The sequence below is a fragment of the Dyella sp. genome (assembly GCF_035685885.1).
In the GTDB taxonomy this organism is placed as follows: Bacteria; Pseudomonadota; Gammaproteobacteria; order Xanthomonadales; family Rhodanobacteraceae; genus Dyella.
Map to the genome: position 1 here is coordinate 18,149 of NZ_DASRZX010000005.1, position 25,271 is coordinate 43,419.

Sequence of the window (25,271 nt, forward strand, 5' to 3'; positions counted from 1 at the left end):
GCAGATGGCGGCCATATGACGGACGCCGGCCTCCGTCAGTGCCAGCGCGAAAGCAATTCCAGCAGCAGCAGGTCGCCTCGCAGCGGCCCACGCAGGGATTCGCGCGTGCGGTTGACGGACATGTACCACTGGTCAAGCGCCTCGGCATCCAGTTGGCTGGCCAGCGGACCCGTCCCCGTCGCGGCGCGTCCCTTCACTTCGTCCGCCACTGCCTGCGCCGCAAACCAGAGACGCTGCCCGGGTTCGTTGTCGAGCCAGCGCTTCGCCACTTCCATCGCCTCGCCGCGGCCGGCGGCCAGCGCGCCGAGATCCTTGCGCACCTCCTGTCGCCGGGCCAGTGCGCCCTCTTCGGACCACTGACGGGCCAGACCCGGATTGCCACCCGCTGCCTCGAGTGCTGCCGCCGCATCCTTCACGCCATGCTGCTGCAGCCACGACAACGCCACATCATGCGACGGCAAGTGGAACTCGATGCGCTGGCAGCGGCTGCGGATCGTCTGCGGCAGACGCCATGGCGCATCGGCCACCAGCAGCAGCAAAGTCTGTGACGAAGGTTCTTCCAGCGTCTTGAGCAGCGCATTCGCCGCGGCGGCATTCATGGCGTCTGCGGGATCGATGCAGACTACCTGCCACCCACCGAACTGGCTGGCCATGGCGAGGCGCGCGGAAAGCTCGCGAATCTGGTCGACCACGATTTCGCTGCGCTGCACGCCATCCTTGCGCAAGCCAAAACTCAGCACGGCGTAGTCAGGATGCGTGCCGGCCACGAACAACAGGCAACTACGGCACTGGCCGCAAGGCTCGCCGTCACGCGGCTGCTGGCAGAGTAGACCCTGCGCGAAGCGGTGCATGAACTCGCGCTTGCCCAAACCGGCCGGGCCACACAACAGCAATGCATGCGGCATGGCATCGCGTGCGCGCCGCGCCTGCAGGCGCGACCAGTGCTCCTCTTGCCAGGGCATCACGCTCACGCGCTCACCTCAAACAGATGGCGCGTGGCATCGATGGCCGCCGCCAGCACTCCGGCCGGCGTGAGGCTGGCATCGATGATGCGGAAACGCTGCGGCTGCTCGTGCGCACGTTCACGATAAGCGGCGCGGACGCGCTCGAAAAAGGCATCGGCCTCGCTCTCGATACGGTCCGCATCGCCACGCCCTGCGGCGCGCGCGCGTCCGGTCGCCACGGGCAGATCGAGCAACAAGGTCAGGTCCGGCCTGAGATCGTTGGTCGCCCACTGCTCCAATGTGGCAATGCGCTCCATCGGCACGCCACGGCCACCGCCCTGATAGGCGTAGCTGGCATCCGTGAAACGATCGCACAGCACCCACGCTCCCGAAGACAGGGCCGGCTCGATGCATTCGCGCACCAGCTGCGCGCGTGACGCGAACATCAGCAACAGCTCCGATTCGGCGCACATGTCCCCGCGCTTGGGATCCAGCACGATAGCGCGCACCGATTCGCCCAGCGGCGTGCCGCCCGGTTCACGCGTCTGCACGAGCGGCACGCCCTGTCCGACCAGATGCTTGTGCAGACCGGCGAGCAAGGTGCTCTTGCCGGCGCCTTCGCCGCCTTCGAGCGTGATGAATTTGCCGCGTTGGGTCATTGGCAGCGCTTCAGTTGATAACAGGCTACGTTGTGATTGTGCTCGTCCAGCGTGCTGGAGAACACGTGCGAACCATCGCCCCGCGAAACGAAGTAAAGCTCGGTGCCCGCTGCCGGATGCAGCGCCGCCTCGATGGCTGGCCTGCCGGGCATCGCGATCGGCGTCGGCGGCAGGCCTGGGCGCGTGTACGTATTGTAAGCGGTGTCGGTGGTCAGGTCGCTCTTGTGGATGTTGCCGGCATAGCTTCCGCCCATGCCGTAGATCACCGTGGGATCGGTCTGCAGCAGCATGTGGGTCTGCAGTCGGCGCACGAAGACACCCGCGATGCGAGCGCGTTCGTCGGCACGCCCGGTTTCCTTCTCGACGATGGAGGCGAGAATCAGGGCGTCATACGACGTGGCCAGCGGCAGGTCCTTGTCCCGCTGCGCCCACAGCGTGTCCAGCATCTTCGCCATGGCCACGTGGGCGCGACGCAGGATGTCGAGATCGCTGTCGCCTTTCACGTAGGCGTAGGTCTCGGGCAGGAAGCGGCCCTCCGGCATTTCGCCGGGCGCACCGAGCTTCGCCATGAGCTGGGCATCATCCAGGCTGGCGCCGTCCTGGCGCAATTTGTCGGCCTTGGCCAGCGCCTGGCGCAGATCGTGAAAACTCCAGCCGTCGACTATGGTGAAGTTGCGCTGCAGGACCTTGCCCGCCGCCATGTTGAGCAGCAGGTCACGCGGCGTCATGCCGGCACCCAACGCATACTCGCCGGCATGCAGGCGTCCCGCCACGCGCAGTTGCTCCGCCAGCACGCGCCAGTACAGCGGGCCGGTCGTGGTGACATGCTGCTCGCGCAACATGCCGACGACGTCGCGCAAATTGCTTCCCTTGCCTACGTCGATGCTCGGCGTCTGCACGGAAACGGCGAGCGGGGTGCGCACGAAGCGCTGATAGTCGATCCAGCCGTAAGCCACGGAACCGGCCACGGCCAACAGCACCAGCACGGCAAGCGCACGCCAGAACGCCCGCCCACGCATCTTCATTCGGTTCATGCCTGCTCCATCGGGAAACCCAGTCCGCGCCAGTGCTGTTGCAAGGCGCGGGTGACCGGGCCGGGAACATACAACGTATCGCCCACGGCCTGAACCGGCAGGATGCCCCGAACGCTGGAACTGAGGAAGACCTCACTGGCCTGGCGCAGGTGCGAAGGACTCATCTCGACCAGCTGGGTGCCCGGCCTGGTCGTGATCACCTCGGCGCGCGCCACGCCGGCCACGCCACAACGATCAAGCGACGGGGTCACGAGCACGCCATCGATCACGGCAAACAGATTGGCCATCGTCGCGGAGATGACATGGCCATCCAGATCGAGCACCACGCCATCCGCAATATCCGGATCGCTCCACTCGGCACGCGCCATCACCTGCTCCAGACGATTCAAGTGCTTCATGCCCGCAAGCAGCGGCTGAGGCGCCCAGCGCGTTTCGCACCAGCGCATGCGAATGCCCTGCACGTAGACGTCCGGCGAGATGCTCGGCATGTCGAATGCGGCTACCACTCGCGTGCCCACGGGCGATGCAGGCGGCGCATACCCGCGTTGTCCGATGCCGCGGGTGAGAGTCAGCCGAACCACGGCATCATCCATGTCTTGCGTAACAGCCGCGGCCTCCTCCCACAGTTGGGCCGCATCGGGCGCCGGCATGCGAAGCCGTGCGCTGCTGTCCTGCAGACGCTGCATGTGGCGTGCCCACAACGGCGCGCGGCCACCCACGAAACGAATCGTTTCGAACAGGCCGTCGCCATAGGAAAACCCGCGGTCGGCCACGGAGACCATGTCGCCGGGCATGCCATCGACCAGCACGCGCGCGACCGGCATCAGCCTGGCACTCCCAGCGCCCGCAACAATCCGCGCGCCTTGGCGCGCGTCTCGTCCAATTCCTTGTCGGCCACGGAATCGGCCACGATGCCGGCACCCGCGCGCAAGGTGATGTCCGCACCCGCCAACGTGAAAGTGCGGATCAGGATGTTGAGATCGAGATCGCCGTTGCGGTCGAGGTAACCTAGCGCACCGGTATAAGCACCGCGCGGAGCATCCTCCAGCGCGGCGATGATCTCCATGCAGCGCACCTTGGGGCAGCCGGTGATGGTGCCACCGGGAAACGTGGCGGCGATGACCTGCCCCGGCGTCACGTCGGGCCGCACGGTGCCACGGACATTGGAGACAATGTGATGAACGTGCGCGTAGCTCTCCACCACCATCAGCTCGTCCACCTCGACCGTGCCGGGCACGCAGACGCGTCCCAGGTCGTTGCGCTCCAGATCGATCAGCATCACGTGCTCGGCGCGCTCCTTGGGATGCGTGCTCAACTCGCGAATGCGTTCGATCTCATCATCATCTGGTGTGCGCGGACGCGTGCCGGCAATCGGCCGCGTCTGCGCAAGGCCGTTGCGCACTTCCACCAATCGCTCCGGCGAGGAGCTGACCACAGCCCACTCCGGCTGCTGCAGCAGGCCGGCGAACGGTGCCGGATTGGCTTTCTTCAATGCCGCGTAGACGGACGCGGGCGATGGCGGCGACGCGTAATGCGCGTGCCACGCCCGGGACAGGTTGACCTGGAAGATGTCGCCGGCATGCAGGTGATCATGGATGCGTTCGACGCCGTCGAGAAACAGCGCAGGTTGATCTTCACCGCAGCTTTCCGGTGCCGGCAGTGGCGGAATGGCTGCCTCCACGCGCAAGTCCGCTTCCATCGCATCGAGCAAGGCTTCGCACCCTTGCTCGGCTACCAGTACGGTGCAGTCGCGCGCATGATCGACCACGATGGCTGCCGGGCAACGCAGCGCCAATGCCACCGGCAGGTGTTCCGTCGGACGCAGACGCAGACGCGGCTCGATTTCGCCGGCCAGCTCGTAGGCCAGTAGCAACAGCCAGCCGCCATGGAATGGCAAGGCATCGCCGCCCTCGCGTGCTACGCGTTCGGCGCACCACGAGGCGTCGAGCGCATCGAGAAAATGCCGCTCGCTGCGTTCGCCGTTCCGATCAGTCAACCGGCCATCGGCGTGCAGGGTGAGTTGATCCTGCGGGAATGCGAACAGGATGTCGTAGCGCGCCTGCGGCGTGCCATGCGTGACGCTCTGCAGCAGGCCCGGATAGCGCTCCGGAAATGCAGCGGCCGGCGCGAGGAGATCGCGCCGGCCGTGCAAGGTCCGCTTGTGGAACGTGGGATGCTCGGAGCCATTCAACACGGGTGTCACCGTTTATGTTTGCCCACGGATGTGTGTTGCGTCAGCGAAGGCAGGCTGGCTGCGTGTCGAGTTGGCGCGGAGCGCAGCTGTGGGCAAACAGAAGCGGCCCTTCGGATGATGGCCAGCTCCGACCCAGGCCGCGGTGCACGGCTTGCCCAGGCCACCAGCCTGCGCTGCGCCGCGCACCACACTCTGCACGCGGGCTGATCATCATGCCACCCGTGTTGAATGGCTCCGAGCGTGCCTTGTCACGCCACTCAAACGCGACGGAATGCCAACGTACCGTTGGTGCCGCCGAAACCAAACGAATTGGAGATGACGGTGTCGAGCTTGGCCTCGCGCGCGGTGTGCGGCACGAAGTCGAGGTCGCAGCCTTCACTCGGCTCGTCCAGGTTGATGGTGGGCGGCAGCACCTGGTCGCGCAGGGCCAGGATAGTGAAGATTGCTTCCACGCCACCCGCCGCGCCGAGCAGATGTCCGGTGACCGACTTGGTCGAGCTCATCGCCAGCTTGTAGGCGTGATCGCCGAACACGCGCTTGGCGGCCAGCACTTCACCCAGGTCGCCCAGCGGCGTCGAGGTGCCGTGCGCGTTGACGTACTGCACGTCGGTCGGGTTGAGGCCAGCATCCTTCAGCGCGCTGTCCATGCAGCGACCCGCGCCTTCGCCACCTTCGCTGGGAGCGGTGATGTGGAAGGCGTCGCCGCTCATGCCGAAGCCGACCAGCTCGGCGTAGATCTTCGCGCCACGCGCCTTGGCGTGCTCGTACTCTTCCAGCACCAGCACGCCGGCGCCGTCGGACAACACGAAACCGTCGCGGTCCTTGTCCCACGGACGGCTGGCCTTGGTCGGCTCGTCGTTGCGGGTGGACATGGCCTTGGCCGAGCAGAAGCCCGCCATCGCCGTGCCGGTGGTGGCGAATTCGGCGCCGCCGGCGATCATCACGTCGGCATCGCCGTACTGGATCATGCGCGCGGCCAGGCCGATGTTGTGCGTGCCGGTGGTGCAGGCCGTGACGCAGGCGATGTTCGGGCCCTTCAGGCCGTACATGATCGACAGGTGGCCCGAGACCATGTTGATGATCGACGAAGGCACGAAGAACGGGGACACGCGGCGCGGCCCCTTGTCGTGCAGCTCGATCGAAGTGTGTTCGATGGTATGCAGGCCGCCGATGCCGGCCGCCACTGCCACGCCGATGCGCGGCGCGTTCGCTTCCGTCACTTCCAGGCCGGAATCGCGCAGGGCTTGCGTGCCCGCGGCAATGCCGTAGTGGATGAACGGATCCATCTTCTTGATTTCTTTCGGCGCAATCCATTGCGCGGGATCGAAGTCACGGACCTGACCGGCGATGCGCGTGGCATACGCGGTCGCGTCGAAATGGGTAACCTGCCCGATGCCGCTCACGCCCTTGAGGATGTTGTCCCAGGCGGTAGCGATATCGTTGCCGACCGGCGAGATGATGCCGAGGCCGGTTACAACCACACGTCGTTTGCTCATAACTCATCTTCCCTCGTGTTTCCGTGGCGGCCGGGTGTCAAAGGCCATTCCGCTGGTTGCGGCCACGTCATCCGGGCCGTACCTGTGCAGTCGCGCACCATACGGGATCGGACGTTGCAAATTGCAGAAACGAAAACTGCGCCAATGTGGCGCAGCTTCCGATATCGCCGGAGGGCAAGCGCATCGTGAAAATGCGCCGGCCACAACAGGGCGATTACTCCTTGGTGTGGGCCTTGATGTAATCGACAGCCTGCTGCACCGTGGTGATCTTCTCGGCCTCTTCGTCCGGAATCTCGGTCTCGAACTCTTCCTCGAGAGCCATGACCAGCTCGACGGTGTCCAGCGAATCAGCGCCCAGATCGTCCACGAACGAAGCGTTCGCCGTGACTTCATCCTCCTTCACGCCCAGCTGCTCGATGACGATTTTCTTGACGCGCTCTTCGATGGTGCTCATGTTGCCAATACCTCCCAAGGAGTAGTTACCTGTCACGCCGGCATGGGGCCGGCATATGGCCGGCGGATTGTAGTGGCTAAGCCAGAAGGCCGCCATGTCCACCGACGATGGTGAAACGCAGGCCACGGGACCGGCGTGAAAGAAGCAATTGTCGCCTAAAACAGGATTGCGTGCGACAACTCCTTGTTAAACCGGCCCGTGCCGGCGTACCGGGCGCCCGCCCAGAGCGGGCCGAGCAGACGTCCAGTCGTTTGAAACAATGCAGGAGGCGACGGCACTTGCCGCCGCTTCCTCACGCCTTACGGCATGTACATGCCGCCGTTGACGTGCAGCGTTTCGCCCGTGATGTAGGACGCCGCCGGGGACGCCAGGAAGGCCACGGCCTTGGCGATATCGCCGGCTTCACCGAGACGGCCCAGCGCGATCTGGCCCAGCAGGGCCTGCTTGGATTCTTCCGGCAGGGCACGCGTCATGTCGGTGTCAATGAAGCCCGGCGCCACGACGTTGACGGTGATGCCGCGCGAACCGATCTCACGGGCCAGCGATTTGGAAAACGCAATGATGCCGGCCTTGGCGGCCGCATAGTTCGCCTGCCCGGGATTACCGGTGAGGCCGATCACCGAAGCGATCGAAATGATGCGGCCCTTGCGCGCCTTCATCATGCCGCGCATCACTGCCTTGGACGTGCGATACACCGATGTGAGGTTGGTATCGAGGATGGCCTGCCAGTCGTCTTCGGGCATGCGCATCAGCAGCTGGTCACGGGTGATGCCTGCGTTGTTGACCAGGATCGATACCGGACCAAATGCCTTGGTGATGTCGCCGATCAGCGTATCGACAGCGCCGCTGTCGGTCACGTTGAGCAAGCGACCGTGGCCGCCATGCGGAGCCAGGCGCTCGCCGATCGCGGCCGCGCCGCTCTCGCTGGTGGCCGTACCGATGACGGTGGCGCCGAGCGACGCCAGTTCGTCGGCGATCGCGGCACCGATGCCGCGGCTTGCGCCGGTGACGAGGGCGATCTCACCTTGCAGTGTCTTGCTCATCTGTCATTTCCCTTTGGATGGCTGGACGTCGATCCGTCCAGCCGCATGAGTCGTGATGAAGGGTTCAGGCCCACTCGGCGCGAGCGGCATCGATGTCGGCGGGCGTGCCGATGGCACGCGCCTCGACGGACTTGTCGATGCGCTTGATGAGGCCCGCCAGCACCTTGCCCGGACCTGCTTCAGCGGTGCGCGTGGCGCCACCAGCAACGAGTGCCTGCACGCATTCCGTCCAGCGCACCGGCAGGTACAACTGGCGCTGCAGCGCCCCGCGGATATCTTCGATCGTGGCGTAGCTGCGCGCCTCGGCGTTCTGGATCACCGGGATCGACGGCAGCTGCCATTGAATGGATGCCATGCGCTCGCCCAGGCGATCGGAGGCTTCGCGCATCAGCGCACAGTGCGAAGGCACGGAAACAGCGAGTTTGATCGCCTTCTTCACGCCCTGCTCCGCCAGCTTGGCGAGCGCACGATCCACGGCTTCGGCGTTGCCGGCGATGACCAGCTGACCCGGCGAATTGAAGTTCGCCGGGGAGACCACCTGGCCCTGCGCGACCTCTTCGCAAACGGCCGCGATCTGTGCGTCGTCGCCACCCAGGATGGCCGCCATCGCACCCACGCCCGGCGGTACGGCCGCCTGCATCAGGCGACCGCGCTCGGCCACCAGGGCCGCCGCGTCATGCAGCGAGAGCGCATTGGCGCAGACTAGTGCGCTGTACTCGCCCAGGCTGTGGCCGGAAAGTTGCGCCGGCTGTGCGCCGCCGAGCTTCTGCCATACGCGCCACACCGCGACACTGGCAGCCAGCAGCGCCGGCTGGGTGTTCTCGGTGCGGTTGAGGTCTTCCTCGGGACCGTGCTGGCTCAGCGCCCACAGGTCGACACCCGCGCCCTGCGATGCTTCGTCGAAGGTGGCCTTCACTTCAGGATGGGCAGCGGCCAACTCGGCCAGCATGCCGACGGATTGCGAACCCTGGCCCGGGAAAACGAAAGCGAGGTTGGCGGCGGTCTGGGTCATGGAGCGAGGCTTTTCCGAAAACGAAAAACGGAATGGTGCCAGCATTGGCCGCCATACGCAGCTGTATTTGGGTCGAGATGGGCTGTCGGACCGACTTTTCGGACTCCCGAAACCCGCCCTCGGGCCTGCGCCGGAACGACGGGCAAAAAAATGCCGCCTTGCGGGCGGCATTTTTCATACGGCGATGAGAGATCAGTAACGCAGCAACGCCGACGCCCAGGTGAAACCACCGCCAAACGCCTCCAGCAGCAGGTTCTGGCCGCGCTTGACCATGCCTGAGCGTACCGCGTGATCCAGCGCCAGCGGCACCGAACCGGACGAGGTATTGGCGTGCTCCTGCACGGTGACGACCACCTGCTCCATCGGCATGTTCAGACGCTTGGCGGTGGCCTCGATGATGCGCAGGTTGGCCTGGTGCGGGATCAGCCAGTCGATTTGCGAAGCTTCCATGCCGGCGGCCTGCAGGGTTTCGTCGACCAGCGAGTCCAGCGTTTTCACGGCAACCTTGAACACCTCGCGGCCGGACATATTGATGCGCACGCCGTGATTGGGCTCATCGGTGAAGCCGGCGGACACACCCACCGGGTTGTACAGCAAGTGCTTGAAACCGCCGTCGGCATGCAGCAGCGTGGCATAGATGCCCGGCTCTTCCGAGGCTTCCAGCACCACGGCGCCCGCGCCATCGCCGAACAACACGCAGGTTTCGCGCTCGTTCCAGTCGATCATGCGGGTGAGTGTTTCCGCGCCGATTACCAGCACCTTCTTGGACTGGCCGCTGCGGATGAACTTGTCCGCCACGCCCAGCGCGTAGACGAAGCCCGAGCACGCGGCATTGACGTCGAACGCGGCACAGCCGTTGGCACCCAGGCGGTGCTGCACGAGGCAGGCGGTGGACGGGAAGATGATGTCCGGCGTGGTGGTGCCCAGCACGATCAGGTCGATCTCGGATGCCTTGATGCCGGCGGCTTCGAGCGCGCGCTGTGCGGCCTCCGTCGCGAGATCGCCCGTGGTCTGGCCTTCTGCGGCGATATGGCGGCGCTGGATGCCGGTGCGGGTGCGAATCCATTCGTCACTGGTTTCGACGATCTTCTCGAGATCGGCATTGGTCACCACGCGCTCGGGCAGCGCGCTGCCGGTACCGGTGATGCGGGCGTAGATCTGGGCCATTAACTTTCCATGCGACGAGTTGCAACGAAGGGGCAACGCATGAAGCTGCGGCCCGGTATCAACCCGTCAACGTTACGTGGGTGATCGCATAAACGCAAAGCGGCGCGAAATCGCGCCGCCATGCGGAACCGTATCCCTTGGGGGAACGATTAATCCTCTTCGACCACCGAGGTATTGGTGTCGATGACCTTCTTGCCGCGGTAGTAGCCATCCTTCGTGACGTGGTGGCGCAGATGCACCTCGCCACTGGTCGGATCGGTGGCCAGCTGCACGGTCTTGAGCGCATCGTGCGAACGACGCATGCCGCGGGTGGACGGGGTCTTGCGGCTCTTGGCAACGGCCATGGCGAATCTCCAGCTGAATCAACGTTTCTTGAGTTCGCGCAGAACCGCGAACGGGTTATCGGAACGCCCTTCACCCGAGGAGGATTCCTCAGGCCCGGGGCCTATTACTTCTTCAGGCAGTGCGCCGTCCGGATTGACCGGGACCAGCGGCAGCGCCAACAACAATTCGTCTTCGATCACATCCGCCAGGTTCAACCTGCCGTCGTCAGCGACGAGCAACGGTTCAAAACCCGGCGGCAGCGCCGATTCCTCACGCTCGGAACGGATCAGCCCAAGCTGGCTGTCCACCGTCACCGGCAGCACGAACGGCTCCAGGGTGCGTTGGCAGGTCAGCGTGAGCGGGGCCTGGACGCGAACGGCGATGTATGCCGTACCGAACTCGTCACGACCAAAATCCAGCTCGTATTGCGCTGTTCCTTCCGTACCGGCCAAGGCCCCGCCGAGCCGCGACAAGGCGGCAATGGGCAGTACCCCCTGGAACGAACGCCGCGCCGAGACCATGCGCCAAGCGTCCACGGACTCTGGCAGTGTCACGGACATAGACATGAAATCTTAGGATTACAACACGTTGAAGTCAACGGTTTGGCTGCATCTGGCTGCCTGGGATTGGCTATTTTGCCTGAATGCTTCCGGTACGGCAGACTGCGGAGCATCCCATTCCAGTGAATCGGCCCACTTCGTGAATTCCTTCCTGCTACTCGGACTGGTGACCGTGGTGGTGCTCGCCCTGATCGGTGGCGCCCTGGTCTGGCGCCGGCGCACCGACCGGCGGACTGGCAGCCTGCACCGGTTGCTGGAGCTGGCCGACCGCCTGGAAATGGATCTCAAGACCTGCCGAGCCGGCCTTCAGCAGGCCCACGCCGTGATGTCGCTCAACCCCGACCTGCCCGCCAGCGGTGAACAGGAGGCGCGCCATGCGATCGATGCCGGCCTCCGCTCATTGCTGCAGCAACGCATCTGGATTCGCGACGAAGCGCCGCGCGCGAGCCAGGAACAGCTGGACAGCGCGGTCAGCGCCATGAAGGGCACGCGCGACAAGCTGCGTCCTCTGTTGATTGCCCTGGACCGTGCCCAGCACGACCTGGACAGCGCGATGCGCGAGCATCTGCGCCGGGAACACGACGCTTGAACCTGCCCACGCTCGTGCTCGGCTCCACGTCGCGCTACCGGGCCGAACTGCTGCGGCGGATTCTGCCTTCGTTCGAACAACGCTCGCCTGGCACGGACGAAAGCCCCCTGCCGCACGAATTGCCTCGGGACCGGGCGCTGCGCCTCGCCGTCGCCAAGGCTTGGGCCGCTGCGGAAGGGCTGGAAGATGCCCTGGTGATCGGTTCTGACCAGGTGGCGGAACTTGAAGGGACGGTGCTCGACAAGCCGGGAACGATCGAAACGGCACGGACCCAACTCATGGCGAGTTCCGGACGCGATGTGCATTTCCATACCGCGCTGTGCCTGCATGACACGCGCACCGGGCAGGATCGGGTGCACGTGGATCACACGCTCGTGCGCTTCCGCAGCCTGGGAAACGACGAGATTTCCCGTTATGTCGAGCGCGAGATGCCGCTCGACTGCGCCGGCAGTTTCAAATGCGAAGGCCTCGGCATCGGCCTGTTCGAGCGCATCGACAATGAAGATCCCAGCGCCCTGATCGGCTTGCCGCTGATTGCGCTCGCCAGAATGCTCCGCGAAGCGGGCGTCCCTGTTCCCTAGTCTTTCGCTACACCGTTTTCCGCCGCACTTGCGTTGCGCCACGGCAGGCAACCATCGTCGGCAACCGCCATGACAGGAAGCGCCTCCGGAACCTCGCCCGCATAAAACGCCATCCGTCGACGTCCCTCGAACAGGTCCAGGCGCTGCAGCGCCTGCGGCTGCGCCACGCGACTGCACAGCGTCCGCAGCCATGCAGGGCGCTCATGCACGCGCAGGGCTTTTTCATCGACGACAAGCAACATTGCCTCGCCACCATGCAGGCGCCGCAACGATGTTTCGTCGCGTTGCCAGATGGCGAGCTGTGGCGCGCGCCCATGCTTCATGTTGAGCGGATTGTCGAGGGAGAAGACGGGCACGCTGCCGCCGAGCTGGAAATCCAGTTCCGCGGCCAGCATGAAATTGTCCGCCACCAGCACACGTGGCTGTTGCGCCAGCCAGCCACGCGCCACATCGGCGCTTTCCTTCCATCCGACGAAACGCGCGGGGAACGCTTTCACACCTGCGAGCACGCCCGCGCCTTGCTCATGCGCCGCCATGCCCAAATACAACAGCCCGCCCATCTGCCCCAACACCGCCAAGCCGAAGGCAGCCACCAGCCAGGCTTTTCGCCACGGAGGATGCTCGCGCAGCCACACCGGCAAAGCGGCGAGCAAAGGCAGGTATCCGGGCAACGGCCAATGCGCGCGAAAACGCAGATCGTCCGCGAACAGGCCGAGCACGAAATAGAAGACGAGGAAGCACAGCGACACCACGCTGATCACGTCCCATGGTGCTCGCGCCCTGCGTCGCCAGCTCTGCCAGGCAGCCCACAGCAACAGGAGATAAAGCAGGGGCGTGCAGGCGATGGCCTGTTCCAGCGGCTGTACCAGCGCATCGGCATGGAAGCGCCACGGATTGCGCTCGACCAACTGGAACGCCACGCCCGCGCCGCCTTGTTTCCAGTTGGAAACTGCCAGGGGGATCAGGCCGAGCGCGGCGATCGCCATGGCGATCCACAGGCCGCCACGTCGCCACTGCTGGCGCCCTCGCGGCGTCGCCACCAGCAATAGCAGGCCGGCCAGCATCGGCATCGCCGCACGATAGTGCGTCAGCCAGCACACGCCGAGCGACACGCCCAGGCCGAGCCAGTCGCGCATGTGGTTGCCTGCCATCGCGCGGGTCAGCGCCCACAACGCCACCATGATCGCCACGGTCAGCGGAACATCGGGCATGGCCATGACGCCGAGCGTGCCTGACAACGGCAACGCGAGGCACAGCACGCCTGCTTGCCACCCGGCGCGTTCACCGAACAGGTCGCGAGAGAACGCCCGCACCAACCAGGGCAACGCACTGCCGATCAGCAGGAACGGCCAGCGCATCCCCAGCAGGCCATGACCCGCGATGCTTTCGCCGAACCGGATCAGCCAGGCGGTCAGCGGCGGCAAATCGCTGTAACCCCAGGCGAGATGCCGGCTTTCCTGCCAATAGAACGCTTCATCACCGAACGGCGACAGCGTGGCCGCAAGCATGAGCTTGACCAGGAACAGAGTCACGAAACCGGCAAGGAACACGGCTCGCCAGCGTGCGAGGACGGCGGCTACACTGCCTGCGTCACGCATCCAGCCTGCTCCGCAACGCCCTTCCCCATCCGTTGAAGCCCATGTCCGCCATTACTCCGCTGCACGATGAAACGCTGCGCAATCGACTGGAGGCCGCGATGGCCCAGGTCAATCGCGTGCTGCTGGGCAAGCCGCGCCAGGTCAAGCTCGCCTTCACCTGCCTGGTCGCAGGCGGACACCTGTTGCTGGAAGACGTGCCCGGCGTCGGCAAAACCACACTGGCGCATGCGCTGGCTGCCAGCTTCGAACTCGATTTCCAGCGCGTGCAGTTCACCAGCGACCTGCTGCCGTCGGACATTATCGGGGTGAGTGTGTATGAGCGCGAGACGGGCGAATTCCGTTTCCATCCCGGTCCGATCTTTACCGGCCTGCTGCTGGCGGACGAAATCAACCGTGCCACGCCCAAGACGCAGAGCGCCCTGCTGGAATCCATGGCCGAAGGCCAGGTGACGGTGGATGGCCAGACGCATCTGCTGCCGCAACCTTTCTTCGTCGTGGCCACGCAGAATCCGCTCGACCTCGCCGGCACGTTTCCGTTGCCTGATTCGCAGTTGGACCGCTTCATGCTGCGCGTCTCGCTGGACTATCCCGACGCGGCCGCGGAACGCGCACTGCTGACGGGCAGCGACCGCCGCGACCTGCTGGCCCAGCTGTCACCCCAGCTCGACAGCAGCGGCCTGTCGCAACTGGCGCGCCAGGCGCAGGCGGTCACCGCCAGCGGCGCCTTGCTGGACTATCTGCAGGCACTGCTGGCAGCCAGCCGACGTCACGCGGACATCCGCGTGGGCCTGTCGCCTCGTGCCGGCCTCGCCCTGCTCGGCGCAGCTCGCGCATGGGCCTTCCTGAGCGGGCGCCAGCACGTGTTGCCGGAAGACATCCAGGCGCTGTTCGTGCCGCTTGCCGCACATCGCCTGGTCACCACGCGCGGTGCCAGCGGCGACAGCCTCGCGCGCAGCCTGCTGGCCGACGTCGCGGTGGATTGATGCTCGCGACCTATCGTCGCGTCCAGGCCTGGGCCGAAAAACGCCTGCCCGCGCTAACCCGCTACCGGCGGCCCGAAAGCCTGCCCATCACCTTGCATCGGCGTCGCATCTACATTGTGCCGACCGCCTTCGGCATGGCTTTCACCGTGCTGCTGCTGGTGATGCTGGTCGGCTCGCTCAACTACGGCAACAACGCCGCCCTGCTGCTCACCTGCATGCTGGGCTCGGCGTGCACCACCAGCATGCTGATTGCCTTCCGCAGCCTCAATGGCGTGCGCCTTACCGCCATCCGGCAGGGCCACGCGGTGGCCGGCGAACCGATGGTGCTGCAGCTCGTCTTCACCGGCAGCGAACGCGAGCACGCGTCCGTGCACGCGAACATGGAGGCGCAGGAAGAAACCTTTCCCGTGGCCGCACACGGCGAAACGCTGGTCTCGCTGACGCTGGCCACATCGCGACGCGGCTGGCAGCCGTTGCCGCGGATGAAGCTGTGGAGCAACTGGCCGCTGGGGTTGTTCCATGCGTGGAGCTGGCTGCACCCGGACCAGTCGGTACTCGTGTGGCCGCACCCGGAAACCGCAGGGCCGCCGCCGGTCCTGCCGGGTTCGCAGGACATCCGTCACCGGCTGCATCAGGGCGAGGACATTGCCGCGCTGCGCGACTATCGCGCCGGCGACCCGCTGCGCCACATCGCGTGGAAGCACAGCGCCCGCCACGAAAACCTGTTGGTGAAGGACTTCGAGCAGCCCGAATCCCGGGAGGAATGGCGGCTGGACTGGCGAGCGCTGTCCCTGTTGTCGCCTGAGGCGCGCATTTCCCGCCTGGCTCGCTGGCTGGGTGAGGCGGAAGTCGTAGGTCGACCGACCAGCCTGTGGCTGCCCGGCGAAGAAATTGGCCTGGGGCACGGGCGCAGTCATTACGTGCATTGCATGAATGCCTTGGCGCGGCTGCCATGATCCGGCTTCGACTGTTCCGACGCCGCCCGAAGCCGCCGATCGATGCCCGCGCGTTCGACCTGCTGTGCCTCACCGTTGCCGTGGTGCTGGGTACGCATGCCGCCCACCTGCCGCTGTGGCTGACCGCCGCCCTGGCGGCCACGCTCGGTACGCGCTGGTGGCAGCGGCGACGGCACGGAGGCCGCGCGCCCGCCCTGCTCAAACTTCCCCTGGTCGCCCTGCTCTCGGGCGCCGTGGTGTTCCACTACGGCAGCCTGTTCGGGCGTGAGCCTGGCGCGGCGCTGGCCGTGGGATTGCTGGTGCTGAAGTTGCTGGAAACCGAAACCGGGCGTGATGCCCGCGTCGGCGCCGCCTTTGCGTGTTTTGCCCTCATGACAGCGCTGTTGTTCGACCAGGGCATGGTCACGACGGCCCTGGTCGCGCTGGGTCTGCTGCCCGCGCTGGCCACCTTGCGCGCACTGGAACCCGCGCATCCGGCCGCCAGCCTGCCCCGGGAAATGCTGCCGGCACTGGCCCTGCTTGGCGCGTCGCTGCCACTGGCGCTGATGGCCTTCGTGCTGGTCCCTCGCCTGAGCTCGCCGTTGTGGGGCGCGCCGGGCGCTTCCGCAGCCCGCACCGGGCTGGGCGAAGACATGTCGCCCGGCGACTTCACCGACCTGCTGACCGATGACCGTCCCGCCATGCGCGTCAGTTTTGAGGGTGCGTTGCCGCCCCCGGCACAGCGCTATTTCCGCGCGTTCGTCATGTGGAACTACGACGGCCGGCGCTGGAGCCGCCCCAGCGCATTCGGCACGGCCGCCACGATCGAGCACGGCACGGCGCTCGTGCGCTACACCATCAGCCTCGAGGCGAGCGGCCAGCGCGCGTTGCCGGCCCTGGACGTGCCCCTGGACGCGCCGGATCAGGCGACGATCAATGCCGACCACGAGGTGTCGTCCTCGCACCCCGTCAACGAAACCCTGATCTACAGCCTGCGTTCCGCCCCCGTTTATCGCCTCCAGGCCGACCTGGACGAACGTGATCGCCGCCGCGGCCTGCGCCTGCCCGCCGGCTTCAATCCGCGCGCACAGGCGCTGGCCTCGCGCTGGCGCGCACAGTTCGGCGGCGATGATGCGGCGATCGTCCGCGCCGCCTTGAATCTTTTCCACGACGGCGGTTTCAACTACACACTGGCACCGGCGCCCCTGGGGCGCGATGCCGTGGACGATTTCCTGTTCTCCACGCATGAAGGTTTTTGCGAGCACTACGCTTCGGCTTTCACGGTGCTGATGCGCGCCGCCGGCATTCCCGCGCGGGTGGTTACCGGCTACCAGGGCGGCTACTGGAACGAACTGGGCCATTACCTGCTGGTGCGCCAGTCCGACGCGCACGCATGGAGCGAGGTATGGCTGCCCGGCCAGGGCTGGCGCCGCGTGGATCCTACGGCGGCCGTTCGACCTGAACGCGTCAGCCGCGGAGCGGCGGCGACCATGAACGCAGGCGCGGACTGGTCACCCAATGAATGGTGGCTCGGCATGCGCAACCGGTGGGACGTCGTCAACCGCTGGTGGAACCAAGGCGTTATCGGATTCGACGCGTTGCGACAGCACGGAATGCTGACGCCATTCGGCCAGAGCGAAACCGATCCGGGCATGTTGGGATTGCTGCTGGCGGTAGGCGGATCGTTGTTCGCAGCGCTGGGCTTGGCGTGGGCGATGTGGAAACGCCCTGCCGCCGATCCGGCGCGCGCGGCGATGCAGCGCCTGGAACGGCGGTTGGCCGCGGCGGGCGTGGCGCGCCGTCCCAGCGAAGGACCGCAGCACTATTTCAGCCGCGCGGCACGGGCACTCCCCACCCACCGCGTGGAGCTTGACCAACTGATGAGGACTTATCTGGCGCTGCGTTACGCCTACGATGAACCGCCGGCCGACCTGCTGAAGAACTTTCGACGGGCTGCGCGGGACTTTCGGCCGCGTCGCGTGGTCAAATGATATTGAACCGTGGGTGCACCGCATCCACCACACGATGGAGAAAGCGTCATGTCCATGTACAAGCCGTTGATTCTCGCGACCGCCATCACCACGCTGGCCGCCTGCGCAACGGTGCCGCAGCCGTTGCAGGGCACGTTCACCGATATCACGTCCGTCGCCGCCCAGCAGGGTGGCACCGGTGAAGTGCAGGTCCGCTGGGGTGGTCAGATCATCAAGACCGAACCCGGTCCGCAGGAAACCTGCTTCTACATCCTGCAGCGGCCACTCGACGACCAGGCACGACCCAAGGCGTCCACCAGCAACAACGGAACCCAGGGTCGCTTCGTGGCCTGCCGCGCCGGCTTCTACGATCCCGAGGTGTTCACTCGCGACAAGGACATCACGGTAACGGGCGTGCTGCGTGGCACCGTCTCGGAAAAAGTGGGCGAGTACAACTACGCCTATCCGCGAGTCGAAGCCAGCGTGGTCTATCTCTGGCCCGAGCGCGTCATCATGAATTACGGACCGGGCTGGTACGACCCGTTCTGGGGTCCGTACTGGGGACCTTATTGGGGCCCGTACTGGGGCGGCGGTTGGGGGGGCTGGGGCGGTTACTACTCGACGCGCGTGATCGTGCGCCCACCGCCGCGTCCGGCGCCGCACCCGCGCTGATCGAAGGAAAAACGCCGGCTTAGTGCCGGCGTTTTCTTTTGCGCGGAGAGAACCTGCTCAGCCTGCTCGCGTCAGCCCGGCGGCCAGTGCATCTGCCGTCCGCCCAGCAAATGGACGTGCAGGTGGAACACCGTCTGCCCGCCGTGCTCGTTGCAATTGATCACGGTACGGTAGCCCTGCTCCGCGAGGCCCTCGCTGCGTGCGTAGGCAGCGGCCGCCAGCAGCAGCTTGCCGAGCAGTTCCGCATCGGCGGCCTGCGCGGCATCAAGCGTCGCGATCGCTTTCTTCGGCACGAACAGCACGTGCACGGGCGCCTGCGGATTGAGGTCGCGAAAGGCCAGCACGTCGTCGTTCTCGTAGACGATGTCAGCGGGAATTTCGCGCCGGATGATCTTGCCGAAAATGGTATCGCCCATCTGCAGACTCCTTCCGTTCAAACACGCATCAACATGCCCTGCGCACCGGGCGCCACGAGCCTGAAGCCGAATTTTTCGTAGAGCTGGTGCGCCGAACCATCGGCGATGAGGCCAACCATCGTGCGGGCTGGCGCACGGGCCCGTATCTCATCCATCAGCACCTGCATGATGCGGCGGCCCCAACCCTGGCCCTGCCGCGCAGGCGTCACGGCGATATCCACCACCCACAGGAACAGCCCGCCGTCACCGACGACACGGCCCATGCCGATCAATTCACCCTGATCGCGCACGCATACCGAGCACCAGCTGGCGGGCAAGCCAAGCGCGGCGCCCTCCTCGCTCATGGCACTCAGGCCGGCCGCGACCCGCAGTGCGCGGTATTCCCCACTGCCCGGGACTTCGAGGGACAACTGCGCAGCCACGGTCATTCGACCGACTGCCGGCTGCCGAAAGCATGGGCCAGCGTGCCACGGTCCACGTATTCGAGCTCGCCGCCCAGCGGGACGCCGTGCGCCAGGCGCGTGGGTCGCACGTTGGCCGCGCGCGCGAGCTGCGCGAGATAGTGGGCCGTGGCCTCGCCTTCCACGGTGGGGTTGGTCGCGATGATCATCTCCTCGATTTCATCCTCGCCCAGGCGTTCGACCAGCAGATCCAGCCCCAACTCCTTGGGGCCAAGTCCATCGAGTGGCGACAGGCGGCCTAGCAGCACGAAGTACTGGCCGCGATAGCCGGTAGCCTGCTCGATCGCCGCCAGCTCGGTGGGTGATTCCACCACGCACAGCACCTGGCGGTCGCGGCTGCTGCTGGCGCACAACGCGCACACGGGCGTCTCGCTGAAATTGCGGCAGCGCGAGCAATTGCCGATATCACGCATGGCCTGCCCCAGCACCTGCGCCAGACGCAGTCCACGCTCGCGATCGCGCTCCAGAAGATGGAAGGCCATGCGCTGGGCGCTCTTGCCGCCCACACCGGGCAGGCATCGCAGGGCTTCGATGAGGTCGGCGAGGAGTTTGCTCATGTGAGGAGTTCTTCTGTAGGAACGCACCCCGTGCGCGATCGGCCTTCCATACGGTGACGCCAGATCGATCGCGCACAGGGTGCGCCCCTACAGGGAGTCTTAGAACGGCATCTTGAAACCGGGCGGCAGGTTCATGCCCGAGGTGACGCCGCCAAGCTTGTTCTTGCTGACCTCGGCGACCTTGTTCACCGCGTCATTGACCGCGGCGGCGACCAGGTCCTCGGCCATCTCCGGGTCATCGGCGAACAGCTTGCGGTCGATCTGCACGCGACGCACTTCGTGGGCGCCCGTCATCTGTACGGTGACCAGGCCGCCACCCGCGCTGCCGGTGACTTCCAGCTTGGCGATCTCTTCCTGCGCACGCTTCATTTCTTCCTGCATGCGCTGGGCCTGCTGCATCAGCTGACCGATCTGTCCTCTCATGACGTCACTCCGCTATCTCTCAGTTCTCGTAGGGCTTGATCGACTGGGGCACCACGCGCGCGCCGAATTCGCGCTTGAGCGACTGCACCAGCGGATCTTCTTCAATGGATTGTTCGGCTGCCGACTGGGCAGCGTCACGCGCACTGGCGGCGCGGGCGGCCGGCGTCTCCACCGCGGCGCCACGCTCCTCCACAAAACGCAGGCGGACGCGCTCACCCAATGCCTGGCTGATGCGCTCTTCCATCTGGCTCACCATCGGCTCGACGGCCAGATGCATGTGTGCCGGCTGCAGGGCGAGTACCAGCGTCTGTCCATCTCTGTCGCGCAACGCGGCGTTCTGCGCCAGCTGTCCCAGCGGACCGCGCAGGTTGGCGCTCTCGATCAGGCTGTCCCAGTGCGGCAGGCCGCGGGCGTCCCGGGCCACCTCGCGCGCAACAGGCGCCACCGCTGCAGGCGCAGGCGGCGCACTGCGCGGTGTTTCCGCCACGCTGGCCACGTGCATTCGTTCATTCGCCACGGGCGCTGACGCGCGAGACACGGGTGCCGCCGGCGCGCGCGCGGGCGCAGCAGACGTGGGGCGTTCGGCGGGCACACCGCCAGCGTCCGACGGGCGGAAGGCCAGCATGCGCAGCATCGCCATCTCGAACCCGGTGCGGGCGTCCGGCGCCAGCGCGAGATCGCGACGACCAGTGGTGGCGATCTGGTAGTAGAGCTGCACGTCCTCGGGCGCGAACTGCTGTGCCAGCGTCGCAAGCGCACTGTCGCCGGCTTCATCGTCGGGGCGATAACCCGGCACCAGCTGGACCAGCTGAATGCGATGCAGCACGCCGGCAAGATCGTCCAGCACGCCGCCGAAATCCGGCGAGAACGACGCGATGCGCGTGCATTCGGCCATCAGCGATTCACCGTTGCCTTCGACCAGCGCCTGCAGCAGGCCCAGTACCTGTCCGCGCGCCACGCTGCCAAGCATCGCGCGCACGTCGTCCGCGCGCAGCGAGCCGCCGCCATAGGCGATCGCCTGGTCCAACAGCGACAGTCCGTCGCGCAGCGAGCCGTCGGCGCCGCGCGCCAGCTCGGCGATCGCCGCGTCTTCGTAGGAGATGTTTTCCGCGCCCAGGATGTGACGCATCTGGCCGGAGATCTGCTCCGGCAGCAGGCGCTTGAGGTTGAACTTCAGGCAGCGCGACAGCACCGTCACCGGCAGCTTCTGCGGATCGGTGGTGGCAAGCAGGAACTTCACGTGCGGCGGCGGCTCTTCCAGCGTCTTGAGCAAGGCGTTGAAAGCCGGCTTGGAAAGCATGTGCACCTCGTCGACCAGGTACACCTTGAAGCGACCGCGGGCGGGGGCGTACTGCGCGTTCTCGATCACCTCGCGCACGTCGTCCACGCCGGTGTTGCTGGCCGCATCGATCTCAAGCAGGTCCACGAAACGGCCGGCATCGACCGCCGTGCAGACCGCGCACTCGCCACACGGGTCGGCCGATTCACCGCGCTCGCAATTGAGCGACTTGGCGAAGATGCGCGCGATGGTGGTCTTGCCTACGCCGCGCGTGCCGGTGAACAGGTAGGCGTGGTGCATGCGTCCGGTGTCGAGCGCGTTGGTGAGCGCGCGCACGACGTGTTCCTGCCCGACGAGTTCAGCGAACTTGCGGGGGCGCCATTTGCGTGCGAGGACCTGATATGACATTCGAGGCCTGATCTTGGGGCGAAAACCGATTGTGCCAAGTCGATGCCGGCAAGTCAGTAACGATCGCCACAAAGCTGGTCCGGGGCCGAAAAGGCGGCGGCCCTGCCAGCCACACCCCGGCACCCGAATCATTCGCTACCGTTGCTCCCTTCCGGGCCTGGCGGAATTTACGAACTATCGTCGCGGGGGGACCGACAGGGCCACCATAAGGACGTTCTATCGTGCGCCGACCCTAAGGCCGTCGCCCGGTTTCACTCACTGGCGGAGAGGAAGGGATTGCTCGGCTCGTTCCGAGCCTCACCCCTCGCTTTCGCTCGGGGCCAGCCTCCGGCTGTCCAAATTCGCCCTTGGCGAATTTGTCGAACCTGCGGGTTCTCACCCGACCTCTCTATCCGATACTTCCCATTTCAGCGCCAGTCCGCAGACCGTCGCCCGGTTTCACTCACTGGCGGAGAGGGCGGGATTCGAACCCGCGATACGGGGATAAGCCGTATACACACTTTCCAGGCGTGCTCCTTCAACCACTCGGACACCTCTCCGCAATGGTGAAACCTGTCTGCAGGGCATCTGGGCCCGGCAAAGAGGCGAAAGGATACCGGCACCGCGTCATTCGTACAAGATAGGTCCGCCGCGTCTCAGCAAGGGTCATCCGGCATCCGGCCGCAAAGGCGCGGGCGCGAGGAGCGCGATGCGGTCTCCCGCTCGGGCGATGGCGTAGCCACGCGCCTGCAGCGCAGCACCATCCGCCTCGCTGCCATAGTGATAAAGGCGCAGGCGCGGCCGCAGCGATTCGGGATATTCGCGTTCGATGTCCTCGATGCCGGTATGCGACGGGTTGCCGACGAGCCCGCAGTCATGCGCGACCACTTCGCTGCCGCTGGCCACGCGAGCCAGCACTTCGGGAATCGGGCGGGTATCGCCGGTATAGGCGAAACTGCCAGCCAGCGCGACGCCGTACGAGGTTCCCGCCATGTGGTGCCGCGTGCCAAACACGTCGAACCACAGGCCGTCCAGCCAGAAACCGCGCGTGCACGTCACCAGCCGGAATGCTTCCCAGAAATTGACGCCGCCCTCGGCCAGCACCTTCGGATAGTCGGCCACGCGGGCCTGCAGCCATGGCATCAGCCCGGCATGGACGAACACCTGCGTGCGCCCGCGCCACTGCTCGTCGAACCACAGGCGGACGAAGAGCCGCTCCATGCCGCCGACGTGGTCCATGTGCGTATGCGTGACGTAAAGCGCGCGCGGCGGCTCGCCATAGGCGGCCAGATAACGGTCCAAGGTATCGGGCCCGCAATCGATGAGCAGCACGGGTTTCCCGTCATGCTCGAGCACGACCGCCGAGGAGCCCAGTTCCACCGCATGTGCGGCGCCGACGCCGAGAAAATGCAGATGCCAGTTCATGCGCCAAGAGCCTGACTATGATCTCCCCGTAGCCCGCGCCGGGATCGGTTTGCGCGCAGAACAAGGAAGAGAGAAGGAGTGTATGTCGATACACGACTGAGCGATGACGCCGGTCTGAGTGCAAACCGCCCCGGCCCGAAGGGTTGCCGTTGAGTGGCCGCCAGGCGGTAGCGCGCGGCTTGACCTGACGGCCAGTCAGGCGCAGCGCCACGCACTACCGCCTGGCGGCCACTCAACGACAACGCGAGCTGCGGGGAGATCATAGTCAGGCTCTCAGGGTCCGCTCGTAGCGATAGATGAGGGGCTTCCACACGTTCTCTTCAAACGCGTCTTCGCCCTGTGACGCCGCGCCCAGCTTCACCAGCGAGCGGCGCAGGCGCTGCAGGTTGGAACGTTGCCAGGCTTCGGAGGGTTCACGTTGCCGGCCGCGATCGAAATCGATCAGGTAAAGCGCTTCGGCGGCCACCAGCACGTTATGCGCGTTGAGGTCCGCGTGCCAGATGCCGGCGCGATGGAAACGTGCCACCAGGGCGCCCACCAGCTCGGCCATTTCGCCGTCCAGAAGGCCATCGGCAAGGCATTCGGCGAGGGTCAGTGCGTCGGGAATGCGGCGCGTGATCAGGTCGGCGGTATAGAACAGGCCTTCGCGCCGGTAACGACATGCCACCGGTTCGGGACCGGGCAGGCCCAGCGCGCCGATGTGAGCCAACAGGCGGAATTCCACGAAGCTTCGCGTATGCTCCGCACCCTTCCACAGGTAGCGGTCACCCATCAGCGTTGCCACCATGCCTCCGCGGCGATAATGGCGCAGCACGCATTCGCCGGCCGGCGTCTGGATGACAGCGACGCCGCCGCGGCCGCCACCTTGCTGACGCAGCGCGCCAAGCGCGCGCCAGGTGGCGGGCTCAAACCAGTCCTCGTCGACTTGTGGCGACACCGCGGCGTCGAACAGAATCGCACCAGCGGCACCTTTGCGGATGTGTTCCTGCATCACCCTACCCCGTGCGTCCAACGCCGCCCTCGGCCCCAAGTCTTCCGATTCTAGCCCAATGACCCAACCCGCCTCGATTTGCCTGTTGCGTACCTCCGCCATCGGCGACGTCACCCATGTCGTGCCGCTGGTTCGCACCTTGCAGGCCGCGTGTCCGCAAACGCAGCTGACCTGGATCGTCGGCAAGCTGGAGCGGCGACTGGTGGGCGACCTGCCCGACGTCAACTTCGTGACCTTCGACAAGGGCGCGGGTCTCGCCGGCATGCGCGCGGTCGGCGATGCGCTGCGCGGACAGCGCTTCGATGCGTTGCTGCAGATGCAGGTGGCCTTGCGCTCGAACCTGCTCAGCCTCTTTATCAAGGCTGATCGACGCATCGGCTACGACAAGGCGCGCGCCAAGGACGGGCACCGCCTCGTCATCAACGAACGCATTCCCGCACGCACGGGCGAACACGTGCTCGACGCCATAGGCAGTTTCTGCGAGCCGTTGGGGCTGAAACAGACCGAGGTCCGTTGGGACATTCCCATTCCCGATGACGCCCACGCATGGGCTGCCGAGCAATGGTCCGGCGATGCGCCGGTGTTGCTGGTGAGCCCCACGTCCAGCCACGCGTTGCGCAACTGGCGACCGGAACGCTACGCCGCCGTGATGGATCATGCCGGCCAGCGCGGTTGGCGCGTGGTGCTAGTGGGCGGGCCATCCGCGTTCGAACGCAAGACGGCCGACGCCGTGCTCGCTGAGTGTCGCAACGCGCCACTCGACCTGACGGGCAAGGACACGCTCAAGAAGATGATGGCGATGTGCCAGCGCGCACCCGTGCTGCTGACACCCGATTCGGGCCCGATGCACATGGCCAACACGGTCGGCTGCAAGGTGCTTGGTTTGCACGCGGCAAGCAACCCGAATCGCTCCGGTCCCTATTCCGACCGCCGCTGGTGCGTGGACAAATACGACGAAGCCTCACGCAAGTACCTGGGCAAGCCCGCCAGCGAGATTCCCTGGGGAAGCAAGATCGAAAAGCCCGGCGTGATGGACCTGATCACCGTGGACGAGGTAATTGAGCGGTTCGAGGCGTGTGCGGCACACCTGGGAATGGCGTAACGCATTCTGCTGTAG

Annotated in this window: 27 protein-coding genes, 1 tRNA gene and 1 other RNA gene; 7 read left to right on the top strand and 22 right to left on the bottom strand. The window is 65.9% G+C overall.

Translation table 11 applies throughout. The annotated features are described in order from the left end of the window. Positions 1–35: 35 nt before the first annotated feature. From holB to VFG49_RS01075, 12 genes are all read right to left on the bottom strand, one after another. The gene (holB, locus tag VFG49_RS01020) at positions 36–971 is read right to left on the bottom strand and encodes a DNA polymerase III subunit delta' (protein WP_324857492.1); all 936 of its coding nucleotides are present in this window, start codon (positions 969–971) and stop codon (positions 36–38) included. After that, on the bottom strand, positions 968–1,603 hold the full coding sequence (tmk, locus tag VFG49_RS01025) for a dTMP kinase (protein WP_324857494.1): 636 nt from the start codon (positions 1,601–1,603) through the stop codon (positions 968–970). Before tmk ends, holB begins: the two co-directional genes overlap by 4 nt. After that, positions 1,600–2,637 carry an endolytic transglycosylase MltG gene (gene mltG / locus VFG49_RS01030; RefSeq protein ID WP_324857497.1) on the bottom strand — a complete coding sequence of 346 codons (1,038 nt, stop codon included), beginning with the start codon at positions 2,635–2,637 and terminating at the stop codon, positions 1,600–1,602. Before mltG ends, tmk begins: the two co-directional genes overlap by 4 nt. After that, positions 2,634–3,461, bottom strand: a complete 828-nt coding sequence (gene pabC, locus VFG49_RS01035) for an aminodeoxychorismate lyase (RefSeq protein ID WP_324857499.1) — start codon at positions 3,459–3,461, stop codon at positions 2,634–2,636. Before pabC ends, mltG begins: the two co-directional genes overlap by 4 nt. Continuing rightward, positions 3,461–4,831, bottom strand: coding sequence for an aminodeoxychorismate synthase component I (locus tag VFG49_RS01040; RefSeq protein ID WP_414649016.1), 1,371 nt, complete (start codon positions 4,829–4,831; stop codon positions 3,461–3,463). Before VFG49_RS01040 ends, pabC begins: the two co-directional genes overlap by 1 nt. 257 nt (positions 4,832–5,088) lie before the next feature. Beyond that, positions 5,089–6,327, bottom strand: coding sequence for a beta-ketoacyl-ACP synthase II (gene fabF / locus VFG49_RS01045; RefSeq protein WP_324857501.1), 1,239 nt, complete (start codon positions 6,325–6,327; stop codon positions 5,089–5,091). Positions 6,328–6,541: 214 nt separating this feature from the next. Next, positions 6,542–6,781: an acyl carrier protein gene (acpP, locus tag VFG49_RS01050; RefSeq protein WP_114823364.1), complete on the bottom strand. Its 240-nt coding sequence runs from the start codon at positions 6,779–6,781 to the stop codon at positions 6,542–6,544. 299 nt (positions 6,782–7,080) lie between these two features. Beyond that, the gene (gene fabG, locus VFG49_RS01055; protein ID WP_324857506.1) at positions 7,081–7,824 is read right to left on the bottom strand and encodes a 3-oxoacyl-ACP reductase FabG; all 744 of its coding nucleotides are present in this window, start codon (positions 7,822–7,824) and stop codon (positions 7,081–7,083) included. Between the two features lie 64 nt (positions 7,825–7,888). Continuing rightward, on the bottom strand, positions 7,889–8,836 hold the full coding sequence (gene fabD, locus VFG49_RS01060; RefSeq protein WP_324857508.1) for an ACP S-malonyltransferase: 948 nt from the start codon (positions 8,834–8,836) through the stop codon (positions 7,889–7,891). Between the two features lie 192 nt (positions 8,837–9,028). Beyond that, positions 9,029–10,003, bottom strand: a complete 975-nt coding sequence (locus VFG49_RS01065) for a beta-ketoacyl-ACP synthase III (RefSeq protein WP_324857510.1) — start codon at positions 10,001–10,003, stop codon at positions 9,029–9,031. A 149-nt stretch (positions 10,004–10,152) separates the two neighbouring features. Next, positions 10,153–10,347 carry a 50S ribosomal protein L32 gene (gene rpmF, locus VFG49_RS01070; protein WP_019466219.1) on the bottom strand — a complete coding sequence of 65 codons (195 nt, stop codon included), beginning with the start codon at positions 10,345–10,347 and terminating at the stop codon, positions 10,153–10,155. A gap of 18 nt (positions 10,348–10,365) precedes the next feature. Further along, positions 10,366–10,848 carry a YceD family protein gene (locus VFG49_RS01075; protein ID WP_324857572.1) on the bottom strand — a complete coding sequence of 161 codons (483 nt, stop codon included), beginning with the start codon at positions 10,846–10,848 and terminating at the stop codon, positions 10,366–10,368. A gap of 178 nt (positions 10,849–11,026) precedes the next feature. On the opposite strand from VFG49_RS01075, the gene VFG49_RS01080 reads away from it, so the two are divergent. Then, positions 11,027–11,476 carry a hypothetical protein gene (locus tag VFG49_RS01080; protein WP_324857515.1) on the top strand — a complete coding sequence of 150 codons (450 nt, stop codon included), beginning with the start codon at positions 11,027–11,029 and terminating at the stop codon, positions 11,474–11,476. Next, positions 11,473–12,057 (top strand): Maf family protein, encoded by a 585-nt coding sequence (locus VFG49_RS01085; protein WP_324857517.1) that lies wholly within the window; start codon positions 11,473–11,475, stop codon positions 12,055–12,057. Before VFG49_RS01080 ends, VFG49_RS01085 begins: the two co-directional genes overlap by 4 nt. On the opposite strand, the gene VFG49_RS01090 is transcribed toward VFG49_RS01085, so the two are convergent. Further along, a complete protein-coding gene (locus VFG49_RS01090; protein WP_324857518.1) occupies positions 12,054–13,655 on the bottom strand; it encodes an ArnT family glycosyltransferase in 1,602 nt (533 codons plus the stop codon). The genes VFG49_RS01085 and VFG49_RS01090 overlap by 4 nt on opposite strands. A 41-nt stretch (positions 13,656–13,696) precedes the next feature. On the opposite strand from VFG49_RS01090, the gene VFG49_RS01095 reads away from it, so the two are divergent. The 4 genes from VFG49_RS01095 to VFG49_RS01110 are packed head-to-tail and all read left to right on the top strand — an operon-like array spanning position 13,697 to position 18,215. Beyond that, positions 13,697–14,638, top strand: coding sequence for a MoxR family ATPase (locus VFG49_RS01095; protein ID WP_324857520.1), 942 nt, complete (start codon positions 13,697–13,699; stop codon positions 14,636–14,638). Next, complete coding sequence (locus tag VFG49_RS01100) at positions 14,638–15,594, top strand: DUF58 domain-containing protein (RefSeq protein WP_324857522.1); 957 nt, start codon at positions 14,638–14,640, stop codon at positions 15,592–15,594. The genes VFG49_RS01095 and VFG49_RS01100 overlap by 1 nt, the downstream gene beginning before the upstream one ends. Next, positions 15,591–17,564, top strand: coding sequence for a DUF3488 and transglutaminase-like domain-containing protein (locus VFG49_RS01105; RefSeq protein ID WP_324857524.1), 1,974 nt, complete (start codon positions 15,591–15,593; stop codon positions 17,562–17,564). Before VFG49_RS01100 ends, VFG49_RS01105 begins: the two co-directional genes overlap by 4 nt. 48 nt (positions 17,565–17,612) lie before the next feature. Continuing rightward, positions 17,613–18,215 (top strand): Slp family lipoprotein, encoded by a 603-nt coding sequence (locus tag VFG49_RS01110; RefSeq protein ID WP_324857526.1) that lies wholly within the window; start codon positions 17,613–17,615, stop codon positions 18,213–18,215. A 71-nt stretch (positions 18,216–18,286) separates the two neighbouring features. Here VFG49_RS01110 and VFG49_RS01115 read toward each other — a convergent pair whose 3' ends face one another. From VFG49_RS01115 to VFG49_RS01155, 9 genes are all read right to left on the bottom strand, one after another. Further along, positions 18,287–18,631 carry a histidine triad nucleotide-binding protein gene (locus VFG49_RS01115; RefSeq protein WP_324857528.1) on the bottom strand — a complete coding sequence of 115 codons (345 nt, stop codon included), beginning with the start codon at positions 18,629–18,631 and terminating at the stop codon, positions 18,287–18,289. 17 nt (positions 18,632–18,648) lie between these two features. Continuing rightward, positions 18,649–19,059 carry a GNAT family N-acetyltransferase gene (locus VFG49_RS01120; RefSeq protein WP_324857530.1) on the bottom strand — a complete coding sequence of 137 codons (411 nt, stop codon included), beginning with the start codon at positions 19,057–19,059 and terminating at the stop codon, positions 18,649–18,651. Further along, positions 19,056–19,649, bottom strand: a complete 594-nt coding sequence (gene recR, locus VFG49_RS01125) for a recombination mediator RecR (RefSeq protein ID WP_324857533.1) — start codon at positions 19,647–19,649, stop codon at positions 19,056–19,058. Before recR ends, VFG49_RS01120 begins: the two co-directional genes overlap by 4 nt. Positions 19,650–19,748: 99 nt before the next feature. After that, positions 19,749–20,072 carry a YbaB/EbfC family nucleoid-associated protein gene (locus tag VFG49_RS01130; protein WP_324857535.1) on the bottom strand — a complete coding sequence of 108 codons (324 nt, stop codon included), beginning with the start codon at positions 20,070–20,072 and terminating at the stop codon, positions 19,749–19,751. Positions 20,073–20,091: 19 nt separating this feature from the next. Continuing rightward, positions 20,092–21,759, bottom strand: coding sequence for a DNA polymerase III subunit gamma/tau (dnaX, locus tag VFG49_RS01135; RefSeq protein ID WP_324857537.1), 1,668 nt, complete (start codon positions 21,757–21,759; stop codon positions 20,092–20,094). Positions 21,760–21,859: 100 nt separating this feature from the next. Then, an RNA gene (ffs, locus tag VFG49_RS01140) (signal recognition particle sRNA small type) lies at positions 21,860–21,956 on the bottom strand. Positions 21,957–22,205: 249 nt separating this feature from the next. Continuing rightward, positions 22,206–22,298 (bottom strand) — tRNA-Ser (locus VFG49_RS01145). A 106-nt stretch (positions 22,299–22,404) separates the two neighbouring features. Continuing rightward, a complete protein-coding gene (locus VFG49_RS01150) occupies positions 22,405–23,163 on the bottom strand; it encodes an MBL fold metallo-hydrolase (RefSeq protein ID WP_324857539.1) in 759 nt (252 codons plus the stop codon). Positions 23,164–23,428: 265 nt separating this feature from the next. Then, positions 23,429–24,154 (bottom strand): 3-deoxy-D-manno-octulosonic acid kinase, encoded by a 726-nt coding sequence (locus VFG49_RS01155; protein ID WP_324857541.1) that lies wholly within the window; start codon positions 24,152–24,154, stop codon positions 23,429–23,431. A gap of 58 nt (positions 24,155–24,212) precedes the next feature. Between VFG49_RS01155 and VFG49_RS01160 the strand changes: the two genes are divergently transcribed. Then, positions 24,213–25,256, top strand: coding sequence for a glycosyltransferase family 9 protein (locus VFG49_RS01160; RefSeq protein WP_324857543.1), 1,044 nt, complete (start codon positions 24,213–24,215; stop codon positions 25,254–25,256). Positions 25,257–25,271: the final 15 nt, after the last annotated feature.

Coding starts and splice junctions, on each gene's coding strand:
- VFG49_RS01130 (WP_324857535.1), bottom strand. CDS start 20,072: ATGAGAGGACAGATCGGTCAGCTGATGCAGCAGGCCCAGCGCATGCAG.
- VFG49_RS01105 (WP_324857524.1), top strand. CDS start 15,591: ATGATCCGGCTTCGACTGTTCCGACGCCGCCCGAAGCCGCCGATCGAT.
- recR (WP_324857533.1), bottom strand. CDS start 19,649: ATGAGCAAACTCCTCGCCGACCTCATCGAAGCCCTGCGATGCCTGCCC.
- VFG49_RS01155 (WP_324857541.1), bottom strand. CDS start 24,154: ATGCAGGAACACATCCGCAAAGGTGCCGCTGGTGCGATTCTGTTCGAC.
- VFG49_RS01065 (WP_324857510.1), bottom strand. CDS start 10,003: ATGGCCCAGATCTACGCCCGCATCACCGGTACCGGCAGCGCGCTGCCC.
- VFG49_RS01075 (WP_324857572.1), bottom strand. CDS start 10,848: ATGGTCTCGGCGCGGCGTTCGTTCCAGGGGGTACTGCCCATTGCCGCC.
- tmk (WP_324857494.1), bottom strand. CDS start 1,603: ATGACCCAACGCGGCAAATTCATCACGCTCGAAGGCGGCGAAGGCGCC.
- dnaX (WP_324857537.1), bottom strand. CDS start 21,759: ATGTCATATCAGGTCCTCGCACGCAAATGGCGCCCCCGCAAGTTCGCT.
- pabC (WP_324857499.1), bottom strand. CDS start 3,461: ATGCCGGTCGCGCGCGTGCTGGTCGATGGCATGCCCGGCGACATGGTC.
- mltG (WP_324857497.1), bottom strand. CDS start 2,637: ATGAACCGAATGAAGATGCGTGGGCGGGCGTTCTGGCGTGCGCTTGCC.
- VFG49_RS01120 (WP_324857530.1), bottom strand. CDS start 19,059: ATGACCGTGGCTGCGCAGTTGTCCCTCGAAGTCCCGGGCAGTGGGGAA.
- rpmF (WP_019466219.1), bottom strand. CDS start 10,347: ATGGCCGTTGCCAAGAGCCGCAAGACCCCGTCCACCCGCGGCATGCGT.
- fabF (WP_324857501.1), bottom strand. CDS start 6,327: ATGAGCAAACGACGTGTGGTTGTAACCGGCCTCGGCATCATCTCGCCG.
- VFG49_RS01095 (WP_324857520.1), top strand. CDS start 13,697: ATGTCCGCCATTACTCCGCTGCACGATGAAACGCTGCGCAATCGACTG.
- VFG49_RS01150 (WP_324857539.1), bottom strand. CDS start 23,163: ATGAACTGGCATCTGCATTTTCTCGGCGTCGGCGCCGCACATGCGGTG.
- acpP (WP_114823364.1), bottom strand. CDS start 6,781: ATGAGCACCATCGAAGAGCGCGTCAAGAAAATCGTCATCGAGCAGCTG.
- VFG49_RS01160 (WP_324857543.1), top strand. CDS start 24,213: ATGACCCAACCCGCCTCGATTTGCCTGTTGCGTACCTCCGCCATCGGC.
- fabD (WP_324857508.1), bottom strand. CDS start 8,836: ATGACCCAGACCGCCGCCAACCTCGCTTTCGTTTTCCCGGGCCAGGGT.
- VFG49_RS01090 (WP_324857518.1), bottom strand. CDS start 13,655: ATGCGTGACGCAGGCAGTGTAGCCGCCGTCCTCGCACGCTGGCGAGCC.
- VFG49_RS01100 (WP_324857522.1), top strand. CDS start 14,638: ATGCTCGCGACCTATCGTCGCGTCCAGGCCTGGGCCGAAAAACGCCTG.
- VFG49_RS01115 (WP_324857528.1), bottom strand. CDS start 18,631: ATGGGCGATACCATTTTCGGCAAGATCATCCGGCGCGAAATTCCCGCT.
- fabG (WP_324857506.1), bottom strand. CDS start 7,824: ATGAGCAAGACACTGCAAGGTGAGATCGCCCTCGTCACCGGCGCAAGC.
- VFG49_RS01110 (WP_324857526.1), top strand. CDS start 17,613: ATGTCCATGTACAAGCCGTTGATTCTCGCGACCGCCATCACCACGCTG.